The sequence below is a fragment of the Brevundimonas nasdae genome, assembly GCF_019395145.1.
Taxonomy (GTDB): Bacteria; Pseudomonadota; Alphaproteobacteria; order Caulobacterales; family Caulobacteraceae; genus Brevundimonas; species Brevundimonas nasdae.
On record NZ_CP080034.1, the window covers coordinates 1,054,748 to 1,067,857 of the forward strand.

General features: G+C 65.1%; 18 protein-coding genes and 1 tRNA gene. 3 read left to right on the plus strand and 16 right to left on the minus strand.

Annotation, left to right across the window (positions count from 1 at the left end; genetic code table 11):
- Positions 1-143 precede the first annotated feature (143 nt).
- On the plus strand, positions 144-395 hold the full coding sequence (locus tag KWG56_RS05135) for a transglycosylase (RefSeq protein WP_201097394.1): 252 nt from the start codon (positions 144-146) through the stop codon (positions 393-395).
- Positions 395-589, plus strand: coding sequence for a DUF2842 domain-containing protein (locus KWG56_RS05140; protein ID WP_219353961.1), 195 nt, complete (start codon positions 395-397; stop codon positions 587-589). Before KWG56_RS05135 ends, KWG56_RS05140 begins: the two co-directional genes overlap by 1 nt.
- 71 nt (positions 590-660) lie before the next feature.
- Here the strand turns inward: KWG56_RS05140 and KWG56_RS05145 are convergent.
- From KWG56_RS05145 to KWG56_RS05175, 7 genes are all read right to left on the minus strand, one after another.
- Positions 661-737: transfer RNA gene (locus KWG56_RS05145), tRNA-Pro, on the minus strand.
- 60 nt (positions 738-797) lie between these two features.
- Positions 798-1,205, minus strand: a complete 408-nt coding sequence (locus KWG56_RS05150; RefSeq protein WP_219353962.1) for a MerR family transcriptional regulator — start codon at positions 1,203-1,205, stop codon at positions 798-800.
- Between the two features lie 2 nt (positions 1,206-1,207).
- The gene (locus KWG56_RS05155) at positions 1,208-1,516 is read right to left on the minus strand and encodes an integration host factor subunit alpha (RefSeq protein ID WP_201097402.1); all 309 of its coding nucleotides are present in this window, start codon (positions 1,514-1,516) and stop codon (positions 1,208-1,210) included.
- A 73-nt stretch (positions 1,517-1,589) separates the two neighbouring features.
- Positions 1,590-2,567 (minus strand): beta-ketoacyl-ACP synthase III, encoded by a 978-nt coding sequence (locus KWG56_RS05160; RefSeq protein WP_219353963.1) that lies wholly within the window; start codon positions 2,565-2,567, stop codon positions 1,590-1,592.
- The gene (gene plsX, locus KWG56_RS05165) at positions 2,564-3,640 is read right to left on the minus strand and encodes a phosphate acyltransferase PlsX (protein WP_219353964.1); all 1,077 of its coding nucleotides are present in this window, start codon (positions 3,638-3,640) and stop codon (positions 2,564-2,566) included. Before plsX ends, KWG56_RS05160 begins: the two co-directional genes overlap by 4 nt.
- A gap of 106 nt (positions 3,641-3,746) precedes the next feature.
- On the minus strand, positions 3,747-4,265 hold the full coding sequence (locus KWG56_RS05170) for a YceD family protein (protein ID WP_219353965.1): 519 nt from the start codon (positions 4,263-4,265) through the stop codon (positions 3,747-3,749).
- Between the two features lie 3 nt (positions 4,266-4,268).
- On the minus strand, positions 4,269-4,793 hold the full coding sequence (locus KWG56_RS05175) for a ubiquinol-cytochrome C chaperone family protein (protein WP_219353966.1): 525 nt from the start codon (positions 4,791-4,793) through the stop codon (positions 4,269-4,271).
- A 91-nt stretch (positions 4,794-4,884) separates the two neighbouring features.
- Between KWG56_RS05175 and KWG56_RS05180 the strand changes: the two genes are divergently transcribed.
- Entirely contained in the window at positions 4,885-5,364 is a 480-nt protein-coding gene (locus KWG56_RS05180) for an outer membrane protein assembly factor BamE (RefSeq protein WP_201097412.1), read from the plus strand.
- 73 nt (positions 5,365-5,437) lie between these two features.
- Here the strand turns inward: KWG56_RS05180 and KWG56_RS05185 are convergent, their stop codons facing one another.
- The 9 genes from KWG56_RS05185 to nrdR form a co-directional block, all read right to left on the minus strand.
- The gene (locus KWG56_RS05185; protein WP_219353967.1) at positions 5,438-7,585 is read right to left on the minus strand and encodes a sodium-translocating pyrophosphatase; all 2,148 of its coding nucleotides are present in this window, start codon (positions 7,583-7,585) and stop codon (positions 5,438-5,440) included.
- 185 nt (positions 7,586-7,770) lie between these two features.
- Positions 7,771-8,202: a hypothetical protein gene (locus KWG56_RS05190; RefSeq protein ID WP_219353968.1), complete on the minus strand. Its 432-nt coding sequence runs from the start codon at positions 8,200-8,202 to the stop codon at positions 7,771-7,773.
- A 42-nt stretch (positions 8,203-8,244) separates the two neighbouring features.
- On the minus strand, positions 8,245-9,234 hold the full coding sequence (gene thiL, locus KWG56_RS05195) for a thiamine-phosphate kinase (protein WP_219353969.1): 990 nt from the start codon (positions 9,232-9,234) through the stop codon (positions 8,245-8,247).
- Positions 9,234-9,758 (minus strand): transcription antitermination factor NusB, encoded by a 525-nt coding sequence (gene nusB / locus KWG56_RS05200; protein WP_201097423.1) that lies wholly within the window; start codon positions 9,756-9,758, stop codon positions 9,234-9,236. Before nusB ends, thiL begins: the two co-directional genes overlap by 1 nt.
- A complete protein-coding gene (gene ribH / locus KWG56_RS05205; RefSeq protein ID WP_201097425.1) occupies positions 9,755-10,216 on the minus strand; it encodes a 6,7-dimethyl-8-ribityllumazine synthase in 462 nt (153 codons plus the stop codon). Before ribH ends, nusB begins: the two co-directional genes overlap by 4 nt.
- Positions 10,213-11,346 carry a 3,4-dihydroxy-2-butanone-4-phosphate synthase gene (gene ribB, locus KWG56_RS05210; RefSeq protein ID WP_219353970.1) on the minus strand — a complete coding sequence of 378 codons (1,134 nt, stop codon included), beginning with the start codon at positions 11,344-11,346 and terminating at the stop codon, positions 10,213-10,215. The genes ribH and ribB overlap by 4 nt, the downstream gene beginning before the upstream one ends.
- Positions 11,346-11,936, minus strand: a complete 591-nt coding sequence (locus KWG56_RS05215; RefSeq protein WP_219353971.1) for a riboflavin synthase — start codon at positions 11,934-11,936, stop codon at positions 11,346-11,348. Before KWG56_RS05215 ends, ribB begins: the two co-directional genes overlap by 1 nt.
- Before the next feature lie 69 nt (positions 11,937-12,005).
- Positions 12,006-12,632, minus strand: a complete 627-nt coding sequence (gene ribD, locus KWG56_RS05220; protein WP_219353972.1) for a bifunctional diaminohydroxyphosphoribosylaminopyrimidine deaminase/5-amino-6-(5-phosphoribosylamino)uracil reductase RibD — start codon at positions 12,630-12,632, stop codon at positions 12,006-12,008.
- Positions 12,632-13,102, minus strand: coding sequence for a transcriptional regulator NrdR (gene nrdR, locus KWG56_RS05225; RefSeq protein ID WP_201097434.1), 471 nt, complete (start codon positions 13,100-13,102; stop codon positions 12,632-12,634). Before nrdR ends, ribD begins: the two co-directional genes overlap by 1 nt.
- Between the last annotated feature and the right edge of the window lie 8 nt (positions 13,103-13,110).

The following is a 13,110-nucleotide window of genomic DNA, read 5'->3' on the forward strand; positions in this document are numbered from 1 at the left end:
ACGCCCGACACTGACCCGGATATGCTGTCGCGCTTGACCGTGACCAAATCGCGACCGTGGCGGTATGCCCGCCCCGGCCGCAGAGCGCGAGTCGGAATAGACATACGGCGTCGTTCGGACACGGCGGCGATAAGGAGATCAGGGTGCAATACGCCGAAATCGTCGCCGCCGTTCTGGGCGGACTAGCACTGGCCTGGATCGCCGATCTGGCGACGGGGCGCCGCGGCCTTGGCGCCACCGTGCTGGTGTCCGGCGTGGGCCTAGCCTGCGGCTGGTTCCTGGCCGTGCGGGTCTTCGGCGTCAGCACGATGACGGAGTGGCTGTGGACCCTGTGGGCCCTGATCGGCTCGGCCTTCTGCCTGGTCGCCTTCTTCCTGTTCCGGAGCAAGCGCTGATGCCGCCGCGCGCGCGTCGATTCGTCGCCGCCATCGCAGTGCTGGCTTTTCTGGCTTTCTGGATCTGGGGCCTGATCGCCCTGCGCGGGATGCTGCCTGCGTCGCAGTGGATCGACTTCCTGTTCTTCGGCGTCGGGGGCACCGCCTGGGGCTTGCCGCTGATTCCGCTGCTGAAATGGGCCGAGCGGGGCTGACTTAGAGCCAGATACGGCGATGGGGCCGTCCGTAAGGACGACCCCACCATCATCATTCTATTTTTCAAGAATGGTCGGAGCGACAGGATTCGAACCTGCGACCCCTTGACCCCCAGTCAAGTGCGCTACCAGGCTGCGCCACGCTCCGAAGCCGCTCCCTATAGACAAGGGTTTCGTCAGCCGCAAACCCTAAAAGCAGGTTTTCCACCTAGGTTGAAAGAACGGCGTCCAATCGACGCTTCGCCTGCTCCAGATCTTCAAGCACAGCTTGAAGACGGGGTGTTTCATACGGGTTGAAATAGTTGCGTTCGTCGTGCGCGACGGAGGCGGCTTCGTCGATCAGATCGGCGGCGTCGGCGCCCAGAAGCTTCTGAAGCCCCTGATCTTTATGCAAACGCTGCACGCCGCGAATCGTCAGACCCTCGTCATGCAGCAGGCGTTTGACCGCCTTCAGCACCGCAATGTCCTGGGCGCGATAGAATCGCCGCCCGCCCGCACGTTTCAACGGCGCGACGAATGTGAACTTGGTCTCCCAAAAGCGCAGCACATGCTGCGGCGTCCCGACCTCTTCGGCCGCCTCGGAAATAGTCCGAAAGGCGTCGGCGCTTTTGGCCACCCTTAGTCCTCGACGACGGCGTCGTGGACCCGGCTCTTCATGATCTGGGAGGCGCGGAAGCTGATGACGCGGCGCGGGCTGATGGCCGCTGGTTCGCCGGTCTTGGGGTTGCGCCCCATCCGGGCGCGCTTTTCACGAACCTGGAAGACGCCAAAGCCCGAAAGCTTCACCGTATCACCGTGTTCCAAAGATTCGACGATCAGCTCCAGAGTTCGCTCGACAAGTGACGAGCATTCCTGGCGTGAAAGTCCCACCTCATCATGAACCGCTTCGCACAAATCCGCGCGGGTGAGCGTTTCCTGGCCTGTCATACTCGGCTCCCAGTCGTTCTAAGGGCCACATATGTTAGGCAAAATCTCTGGAAATCAATGGGCCTCAGACGACTTACAGCCGCAGAGCGCAGGCGCCCCAGGTCAGGCCGCCGCCCATGGCTTCCAGAAGCACCAGATCGCCCTTCTTGATTCGTCCGTCCTGGATGGCCGCGTCGAGGGCCAGGGGGATCGAAGCCGCCGAGGTGTTGGCGTGCATGGCGACGGTTGAGATCACCTTTTCCTCGTCCAGGCCCAGTCGGTCGCCGACGCCCTTGATGATGCGCTGGTTGGCTTGGTGGGGCACGAACCAGTCCACGTCCGAAACCTGAATGTCGGACGCGGCGCAGGCGGCGGTGATGGCTTCCGAGATATTGACCACGGCGTGGCGGAAGACTTGATTGCCGGCCATGCGCAGATGGCCGACCGTGCCGGTCGAACCGGGGCCGCCGTCGACATAGAGCAGATCGGTCTTGGTTCCATCAGCGCGCAAGGCGAACCCGAGCATGCCCTGATCCTGGGACGTCCCCTGCCCTTCGCGCGGCTCCAGCACCACGGCGCCCGCGCCGTCTCCGAACAGCACGCAGGTGGTGCGGTCCTCCCAATCCATCAGGCGGGTCATTTCTTCGGCCCCGATGACCAGGGCGCATTTCGACAGGCCGCGCGCGACGAAGCCGTCCGCGACGCTGAGTGCATAGACAAAGCCGGAGCAGACCGCCTGAACGTCGAAGGCGATGCCGACGCCTGCGCCCAGCTTGCGCTGCACGATGGCGGCGACGGCGGGGAAGGTCATGTCGGGCGTCGTTGTGGCGACAATGATCAGATCGACGTCGGCCGCCTGCTTGCCTGCGTCCGCCAGAGCCTTTCGGGCCGCCTCGACCGCCAGATCGCTGGTCGGCTGATCGTCGCGCGCCTTGTGGCGCTGTTTGATGCCGGTGCGTTCCTGAATCCATTCATCGGATGTGTCGACGAACTTGGCCAGGTCGGCGTTGGTGACGATCTGTTCCGGCAGATAGGAGCCGACGCCGGTGACGGCGCTGCGGGTGACGCTCACTGAAGGGGTTCTCCGGCAGGGGCGGACGTGGGGCTGGAGTGGTCGAACACCGTGTCCAGCTTGCCCAGATTGGCGCCCACCTTGGTCATATAGTCGCTACGGGCCAGATCCACAGCGATGCGGATGGCGTTGCCGAAGCCCTTGGCGTCTGCGCCGCCGTGGCTTTTCACAACAATGCCGTTCAGGCCCAACAGAGGTCCGCCGTTGATGGCGCTGGGGTCGATCTTCTGCCGCATCTGCTTCAGGGCGGGCATGGCGATCACTGCGCCCAGCTTGGATTGCAGGTTGGACGTCAGGGCCTCGCGCAGCAGGGCCGAGATGTAACGCGCCGTGCCTTCGGCGGTCTTCAGCGCGATATTGCCGGTGAAGCCGTCGGTCACGACCACGTCCACCGTGCCCTTGGCGATGTCGTCGCCCTCAACGAAGCCGAAATAGTTCAGGTCGAACGGACCGTCGCGCAGAATGGCGTGCGCCTCGCGGACCTGTTCATTGCCCTTCATCTCCTCTGAGCCGACGTTCAGAAGGCCGATGGTCGGGCGTGCAACGCCGCGCACCGCGGCCTGGAAGGCCTCGCCCATGATGGCGAACTCGACCAGTTGTTCGGCGTCGCTGCCGATATTGGCGCCCACGTCCAGAACCGCCGTATGACCCTTGAAGGTCGGCCAGCTGGCGACGATGGCCGGACGCTCCAGGCCCGGCGCCTGCATGCGCAGGATCAGCTTGGAGATCGCCATCAGGGCGCCGGTGTTGCCGGCTGAGACAACGCCGCCCGCCTCGCCCGACTTCACGGATTCGATGGCGTTCCACAGGCTGGAGCCCTTGCCGCGACGCATGGCCTGGGCAGGCTTCTCGTCCATGGCCACGACCTTTTCGGTGTGCCGGATTTCGCAGATGTCGCCGGACAGGGCGTATTTGGTCAGCTCAGCCGTGATCTTCGCCTCGTCGCCATGCAGCAGGAAGCGAACCCCCTCCCCGCGATGGGCGCGAAGGTAGCTGCGGATGCCGGGCACGATGACGGAGGGGCCGTGATCGCCGCCCATGGCGTCAAGCGAGATCGTAACTGGGGCTGGCAAATGGACCTCTTATTGTCGCGTCGTCTTGTCGCGCGACACTTATAGGGTTGCGCAAGAACGATAGCGTGAAGTCGGGGGATGCAACCAGCCAGCCCCTACGTCAACCTCAGCCTTGATCGTCTTGTGATTTAAGCGCCTTCAGCGCGGCGAAAGGCGAGATCTCCTTGGGCTCTTCCGGCTGCACGAATTCGGCCCCCGGCTTGCGCGGGAACGGGTCGAGCGACAGGGCCAGCTGTTCAACGGCGTACTGGCCCAGGTCGATCTTGCCGTCCTCGATCAGGTCGGCGTCTTCCTCGTCCAGGGTGACTTCGATTTCGTCGGTTTCCTGCGGCGCGGCCTCGACCAGCTGGATCGAGAATCGCCGATCCACGTCCACCGGCAGCGGCTCCAGCGTCAGGCCGCAGGTCTGGACGGCGTGGGCGGTGACCCGGCCCTTCAGGGTCCATTCGCTGGTCGAGGGCGTGGGGGTGACGCTGATGTCCACTACGAAATCCTCAAGCCCCTGCAGGTCCAGGGCGCGGGCGATTCGCTTGCGCGCGTCCGCATCCGGCTCCAGCGTGCGGCTGAGACCCGCGCCGATCTGATTGACCCGCACCGTTTCGCTATAAGGCAGAGCTGCGCTCATCTCTTAAACTTCCGACCAGGCTGGCCGCGCCAGCACATCATTGAATCTCTGCGTCGCCAGAGCGGCGCGCGTCGTCAGGGCGTAACGCGCCAGATCGGGCGCGTGTTCAGCCACAGCCTCGGCATAGACGTTGCGCGCCAGGGCCTCGACCAGTCCGCCCTCATCCGCATCGCGCAATGGCTTTTCATAGGCGGCCATGCGGCCATACAGGGCCTCGCCCAGTTTGCGCATCTTCTTGCCCACTGCGACGTCGCCCACGCCCTCTTCGCGCAGGGCGTGATCCAACGCCGAGACATAGACGTCGAACAGGGCCTGCGCCGTATCCTGGCCCTGCGGCGTGTTTTCATCGCGCAGGCGCAGAACCAGCAAAAGAACGTGAAGCGTGTAAAGTTCGAATCGCGCGTCGATCCGGTCAGCTACGCCCAACCGCGTGTAAAAGCCCACATTCCGGGCCTGATTGACCGCCAGGGCGTAGAGTTCGTCGCCGATCCGGGCGCCGGGACGGGGTTTGAATAGGTTTTTCAGCATGGATTCCTATGGCCCCTTTTCCGCCGCGCCGTTGAACTAGGACGCAGGTCCGTCTAGGTCAAAGACCTTGTTCTCTCGCAGGCGCCCGACCATGTCCCGTTTAGCCCCGCTTTTCGTCGCTGTTTCGCTGGCCGGTCTGTCCGCCGCCTGCGCCCCTGTGATCGGTTCCAACGGCTTCCAGGCCATCGACGCCAAGCCCCAGGACATCGTCGCCGGCACCGACACCAAGGAAACCATCCTGGCGCGCCTGGGTTCGCCCTCGACCACATCGACCTTCGAGCCGGATCAGGTCTGGTACTACATCAGCCAGACGACCGAGAAATACACCTACAACCGCCCGGTGATCTCGAACCGCACCGTGACCGAGGTGACCTTCGAAAAGGGCACGGACAAGGTGGCGGCTGTGCGCACCCTGGGTCTGAACGACGGCGAACAGATCGCCATGAACCGCAACGAGACCCCGACCCGCGGCCGCGCCCTGACGGTTCTGGAGCAGTTGCTGGGCAACGTCGGCCGTGGCCAGCTGCCGCGCACCGAAGACAATACGCCGGGCCAGCGCCGCCCCGACTGATCGGCATGGCCGACCAAGAAAAAACGCCCCAGAGATCGCTCTCTGGGGCGTTTCCAATTCAGGCTAGCTCGTCCTAGCCGATGTTGCCGCTCGCCAGCACTGCCAGCAGCAGAAGCGCCACGATGTTGGTGATCTTGATCATCGGGTTCACCGCCGGGCCAGAGGTGTCCTTGTAGGGATCGCCGACCGTGTCGCCGGTCACCGCCGCCTTGTGGGCCTCAGAGCCCTTGCCGTGGACGACGCCGTTCTTGTCGGTGAAGCCTTCCTCGATCACCTTCTTGGCGTTGTCCCAGGCGCCGCCGCCGGACGTCATCGAGATGGCCACGAACAGGCCCGTCACGATCACGCCCATCAGCATGGCGCCCAGGGCGGCGAAGGCGTTGGCCTTGTCCGAGATGTTCAGCACCACGACGAACAGCACGATAGGCGACAACACCGGCAGCAGGGACGGCACGATCATTTCGCGGATCGCCGCCTTGGTCAGGATGTCGACGGCCCGGCCATACTCCGGCTTGACCTGATAGGTCATGATGCCGGGGTTCTCGCGGAACTGACGACGCACCTCGGCGACGACCGCCTCGGCCGCGCGTCCGACCGCCATCATCGACATGCCGCCGAACAGGAAGGGCAACAGCCCGCCGAACAAAAGCCCGACGACGACGTAGGGGTTGGTCAGGTCAAAAGTGATCCCGCCCATGTCGGCGAAGAACGGGTAGTCCGCCGGATTGGCCGAGAAATACTGCAGATCCGACGTATAGGCCGCAAACAGCACCAACGCCCCCAGGCCCGCCGAACCGATGGCGTATCCCTTGGTGACGGCCTTGGTGGTGTTGCCCACCGCATCCAGAGCATCGGTCGAATGACGCACTTCGCTGGGCAGGCCCGCCATTTCCGCGATGCCGCCTGCGTTGTCCGTCACCGGACCAAAGGCGTCCAGCGCCACGATCATGCCCGCCACACCCAGCATGGTGGTGGTGGCGATGGCGATGCCGAACAGGCCCGCCAACTGGAAGCTGGCGACGATGCCGACGATGATGGTCAGGGCAGGAAGCGCCGTGGACTCCAGCGACACCGCCAGACCCTGGATCACGTTTGTGCCGTGACCCGACACTGAGGCATTGGCCACAGAACGCACCGGACGGAAGTTCGAGCCTGTATAATATTCAGTGATGACCACGATGGCCGCCGTGACGCCCAGCCCGACCATGCCGGACCAGAACAGGGCCATCGGCTGGATCTCCAGCCCGCCGACTGTCGTGATCGGCCCTGTCACCATCTGATTGATGATCCACCAGACGGCGACGATGGACAGGATGCCCGTAACGATCAGGCCCTGGTACAAGGCGCCCATGATGTTCTTCGACTTGCCCAGACGCACGAAGAAGCTGCCGATGATCGAGGTCACGACGCAGACGCCGCAGATCGCCAGCGGCAAGGCCATGATGACGTCGACATAGGGCTGGTCGCGGAAGAAGATCGCCGCCAGCACCATGGTGGCGACCGTGGTCACCGCATAGGTCTCGAACAGGTCGGCCGCCATGCCCGCACAGTCGCCGACGTTGTCACCCACATTGTCCGCAATGGTCGCGGCGTTGCGAGGGTCGTCCTCGGGGATGCCTGCTTCGACCTTGCCCACCATATCGCCGCCCACGTCCGCACCCTTGGTGAAGATGCCGCCACCCAGGCGTGCGAAGATGGAGATTAGCGACGCACCGAAGCCCAGCGCCACCAGACCGTCGATCACCTCGCGGCTGGTCGAGGCCAGCCCCAGATGCTGGGTCAGGACGATGTAATAGCCCGACACCCCGATCAGGGCGCCGCCTGCCACGAACATGCCCGTGATGGCGCCCGAGCGGAACGCCAGGTTCAGCCCCTTGGCCAGGCTTTCAGAGGCGGCCTGCGCCGTACGCACATTGGCCCGCACCGAGATCAGCATCCCGGCATAGCCTGCTGCGCCCGACAGGACGGCGCCGATCAGAAAACCGACCGCCGCATAGATACCGATCAGGAAATAGGCGGCGATCAGGATGACCACCCCCACCATGCCGATGGTCAGATACTGCCGCTTCAAATAGGCGGACGCCCCTTCTTGGATGGCGGCCGCGATTTCACGCATCTTGTCGTTACCGGCGCTGGCCTTCATCAGCACGCCGGTCTGGACGGCGCCGTACAGCACCCCCAGAACGCCCGCCGCGAAGGCTAGCGAAAGATAGATTGTCATGAGCGTTTCCATGCCCTTGCAAAGAAGCGCGCGGCCCCTTGGCGCGGCGGGCGTTATCGCCTCTGTCCGCCTTCCGGTCCCCCCGCACGCGGCAGGCGCGTCAGTGCGCCCCTTGGGATCTGCAAGGGCAGCCTGTCATGAGGATTCAAATCACGCAACGGGGGTCGGTGAAGCTTTGCCTTGGCTCAGGACGCCTGCATCCCTGAATGACGACGCGGCGTCTGGGCCACGATCTCGACCCGTGTGATCGAGCCGGGGCCGCTTATGCTGTTGGCGGCGGACACCAGAGCGGACGACAGACGCGCCTCGTCCAGTCGTGTCCAGTCGCCCGCCACGCTGAAGGGCGTGCGGTGCGCGGCCTTGACCAGGGCGTCGCGAAAATAGGCTTCCTTGGGCCGCATCTGCTCGATTGTCTTGCCGCGACCCAGCTCAAGGCGCAGCGACACGAAGACATAGTTGCGCAGCCGTCCGTCAGCGATGACGGGCAAGCCCAGGCCCGCGATGCTGAGGGCCGGACCGCTGGATCGAGACGGCTTCGGATTTGATGCGGCGGCGGGCTGTGCGACGACCGAGGTCAGTGCGACGGTCCCTGCGGCGATGAGCGATCTGCGATCCATGCCGCGACCCTGACAGATCGACGTTAGGATTCCCTTGCCAACCTAGCCGTGCGTCCAGCCGGTTCGCGCCAGCTGGATCGGTTGGTCGTCATAGAGGACGGTCAAGCCCGTGCCGGCCGTGACCTCGCCGATCCGCGTCAGGCGCAGGAAGCGGCTTTCGGCCAGATGGCGCAGGGCTTCTTCATGCCGTGGATGGGCGGTGAAGGCGATTTCGTAGTCATCGCCGCCGGTCGCCAGCTCCTCCAGCGACAACTGCGGATCGACCCGGTCCGCGAACCAGGCCTGGGCCGCCGTCGACAGGGGCAGGACGTTCAGGTTCATCGTCAAGCCCACGCCGCTGGCCGTGGCTATGTGGGTCAGGTCGGCCGCCAGGCCATCCGACACATCGACAGATGCGCTGGCGAAGTCGCGCACCACGTCGGCGAAATCCACGCGCGGCATCGGCATTCTGTAATGGGCGGCCAGGGCCTCGATCCGCTCAGGCTCCAGCGACAGTTCGCCCCGCGCCGCGCGCAGACCCAGCCGTCCGTCGCCGATCTGGCCAGTGACGAAAACCAGATCTCCGACCTGCGCCCCCGCGCGTGAAATAGCCCGGTCCTTGGGAACCCAGCCCAGCCCCGTCAGGGAGAAGGACGCCGGCCCCGACGTCTTGACCGTGTCGCCGCCCAGCAGAAGGACGCTGAACTGCACCTGGTCCTGGGCCAGGCCTGCAGCGAACGCCTTGCGCTCTGGCCAGCCGCACCGTTCCGACCAGGCGCAGGCCAGCAGATAGCCGAAGGGCTCGGCCCCCTTGGCCGCCAGATCGGACAGGTTCACGCGCAGCAGCTTTCTGGCCACGGTGTCCATGGGGTCCTCGGGCAGAAAATGCACGCCCTCGACCAGCATGTCCTTGGTCAGGACCAGATCGTAACCGGGGCGTGACGGCAGCACCGCCACATCATCGGCCAGACCCCTGCCCCATTCAGGATGGGCCAGGGGCTTGAGCAGCCTGTCGATCGTCTCGAATTCCCCCGCGACGTCGAGGGCGGGCATTATTTGCGCGTGTCTTTCGCCACGCCGTCCAGCGCCGCATTGACGAAGCGCGCCTCGGAGTCGTCGAAGAAGGCCTTGGCCAGTTCGACATATTCGTCGATCACCACTTCACGCGGCGTCTCGGGATGTTTGATCAGCTCCCAGGCGCCGGAGCGCAGCAGGGCGCGCAGGGTCGCGTCGATCCGCTCCAGACGCCAGTTGGACGCCAGTCGGGCCTTGATGGCCGTGTCGATGTCGCGCTGGCTTTCGATCACGCCGCGCACGATGTCGCCGAAATAGGCTTCGTCAGCCTCGGCCAGGGCCTCGCCCTCGATATCGGCGTCGAAACGGAAGTTGGAGAATTCGGTGATCACCGTCTCCACGCCCTCGCCCGCCAGCTCCATCTGATAGAGGGCCTGGACGGCGGCGAGACGCGACACGGTGCGGGCGCGGCGCTGCTTGGAGCTCAGGTTCGGCTCGGCACGCTGCTTTTCGGCCTCGGCGAGTTGCTCAAGGACGGCTTTTACGCTGTTCGGTTCAGTCATGCGCCGACGCCTACGCGCAACCGCTTCTTCAATGCAATGAGGTCGAGGCAAGCTTTTGCGGCGCCGCCGCCCTTATCCCCTTCTGAAAGCCGGGCGCGAGACCAGGCCTGGTCTTCATCCTCGGTCGTCAGGATGCCGTTGCCGATGGCCACGCCCTTGACGCCCAGCGCCATGATGCCCGCCGCCGACTGATCCGAGACGATCTCGAAATGATAGGTTTCGCCGCGGATCACCGTGCCCAGGGCGACATAGCCGTCATAGCGGGGCGCGGTCGGGAAACGACCGGCTTCTTCGGCCATGGCGATGGCGGGCGGCACTTCCAGCGCGCCCGGCACGGTGATGACGTCGAAATCGACGCCGCGCGCCTTTAGGGTTTCCTTGGCGCCTTCCAGCAGGGCGTCGGCCAGGTCGTCGTAGAAACGCGCCTCAACAATCAGAATACGGGGTGCGTCGGTCACGACTTGTCTTCTCCATTCATGTCGCGCCAGCCGACGATGCGCAGGCCGTAGCCCTCCAGCGCCGTCGGTTCAGGTCGCGTCGAACTCATAACGATCATATCGCGCACGCCCAGATCCAGCAGGATCTGCGCCCCGACGCCATAGGCCCGCAGCGAGCGGTCCACCGCCGTCGGCTTGTCCGCTCCGGCCAGCCGCTCGGCCAGTGAGTTCAGCGAGGGGTCGCGCAGGAAGACGACCACGCCGGGGCCATCATGTTCGGTGATCTGTTTCAGGGCGTTGGGCACATAGTCCTGACGCGCCTCGACATGGCCCAGCAGGTCGCAGGCGAAGTCCACCTGATGCATCCGCACCAGCGTGGGCTTGTTGGGATCAATCCGCCCGTGGACCAGGGCGACGTGCTCGGCGCCCTCGATGGTGTTCTTGTACAGCATCAGGCGGAACGGGCCGCCGTGGACGCTTTCGAACGGCGTATCCATGACGCGTTCGACGAACCGCTCGGTCCGGCGGCGATAGGCGATCAGGTCGGCGATGGTGCCGATCTTCAGGCCGTGCAGTTGGGCGAAGGAGATCAGGTCCGGCATCCGGGCCATTTCGCCGTCGTCCTTGATGATCTCGCAGATCACGCCCGCAGGGGTCAGGCCCGCCATGCGGCTGATGTCGACGGCGGCCTCGGTGTGGCCTGCACGGACCAGCACGCCGCCGTCGCGCGCCACCAACGGGAAGATGTGGCCCGGCGACACGATATCGTCGACGCTGCTGGTCGGGTCGCTGGCCACATGAATGGTGCGGGCGCGATCCGCCGCGGAAATGCCGGTCGTGACGCCTTCCTTGGCCTCGATCGAGACGGTGAAGGCGGTCTTCATGCTTTCGCGGTTGTCGGCGGCCATCGGCGGCAGGCGCAGTTGGCGCGCCCGGTCGGCGGTTATGGCCAGACAGACCAGGCCGCGCGCCTGGCGGATCATGAAGTTGATCTGATCCGGCGTCGCGAACTGGGCGGGGATGATGATGTCCCCCTCATTCTCGCGGTCCTCGGCGTCCACCAGAATGTAGGGACGGCCGTTGCGGGCGTCCTCCAGAATGTCCTCGATGGGGCTGATCGGGCTGTCGTTCATGTTCGCGGCCAATTGCATTACGCCGTCTCCTGCCACCGCGCGAGGTATCGCGCCAGCATGTCGATTTCGAGATTGACCGGATCACCGGCCTGCAGCCGCCCCAGCGTCGTCGCATCCCACGTATGCGGAATGATGTTCAGCGAGAAAATCCGATCCGTGACGCTGTTGACCGTCAGGGACACGCCATCGACCGTGATCGAGCCCTTGGCGGCGACATAGCGGTGCAGCGGCGCGGGCGCCTCGACCTCGATCCGGTGCGAGCCGCCCTCCGGCGTGATCGAGACGATCCGGCCCAGGCCGTCGACATGGCCCGAGACCACGTGCCCGCCCATTTCGTCGCCCAGACGGGCCGCACGTTCCAGATTGACGCCGTCGCCGGCCTTCCAGGCGCCCAGCGTCGTCTTGGACAGAGTTTCGCCCGACACCTCGACCGCGAACCAGCCGGGGCCCTTTTCGACGACCGTCAGGCAGCAGCCCGCATGGCTGATCGAGGCGCCCAGGTCGATGCCGTCCGTGTCCCAGACCGTTTCGATCTCGTAGCGGCGGTCGCGATTGGTCTCGCGAACGTCGCGAACCCGCCCGATGTCGGTGACGATGCCGGTGAACATTTACGCACGATCCCCTTCGGGGCCAAAAAAAACATAGTCTGAATCGTCTGAAATCGAGGGCGGCGGGCCTCATGCCCGCACGTAGCGTTCCCACAGATCGTCGCCGACGGGCTCGACGCCCAGACGCCGGAACTTGGGGGCGTCCGCCAGGTTTGCAAGCGCAAGCGTGGCGATACAGGGCCTGCCCTCGCCGCCCAGCAGGATCGGCGCGCGGAACCACTCCAGGCGATCGACCGCGTCGGCGCGCAGAAACGACGCCGCCACCTGCCCCCCACCCTCGATCAGAAGCGAGGCCACGCCCGCATCGGACAGGGCCGTAAGCACGGCGGAAATGGCCAGACGGCCCTCCTCCATCACGATCCGGCGCACTCTGGCCCGGCCGACGGCGCGGGGTTCCGCCGCCGTCAGGATGAGGGTGTTCTCGCCCGCGAGCCGAGCGGTCGGCGGCGTGCGCAGGCGGCTGTCCAGAACCACGCGCAACGGCTGATCGACAGTGCGACCCGGCAGGCGCGCGGTCAGTTCGGGATCATCCTTCAGGACCGTCTCGACTCCGACCAGTATGGCGTCATGCGCGGCGCGCAGGCGGTGACCCTCCAGCCTCGCGTCCTCGCCCGTGATCCACTGGCTTTCGCCGGACGCCGTTGCGATGCGCCCGTCCAGAGACGTCGCCAGCTTCAGGGTGATCCGGGGCCGCATCAGGCCTTGCCGGTCGGTTCGTCAAACCCCTCGTCGCCCAGGAATTTGGCGAAGTCGCCGGTGTGGCGGAAGTCTTTGTAAACCGAGGCGTAGCGGACATAGGCGACCTCATCGACGCCCTTCAGCGCCTTCATGATGAAGTCGCCGACCGTGCTGGACGGGATTTCCGTCTCGCCCAGGCTTTCCAACTGACGCACGATCCGGTTGACCAGTTGCTCGACTTGATCCGGCTGGACCGGGCGTTTGCGCAAGGCCACGCCCAGCGACCGTTCCAGCTTGTCACGTTCAAACGGCGTGCGCCGTCCGTTGCGCTTCAGGATCACCAGTTCGCGCAGCTGCACCCGCTCGAAGGTGGTGAAGCGCCCGTTGCAGGCCGGGCAGGACCGACGGCGTCGGATGGCCGAGCCGTCGTCCGACGGCCGGCTGTCCTTAACCTGGGTGTCCTGATGACCGCAAAAGGGGCACTTCATGCGTCATC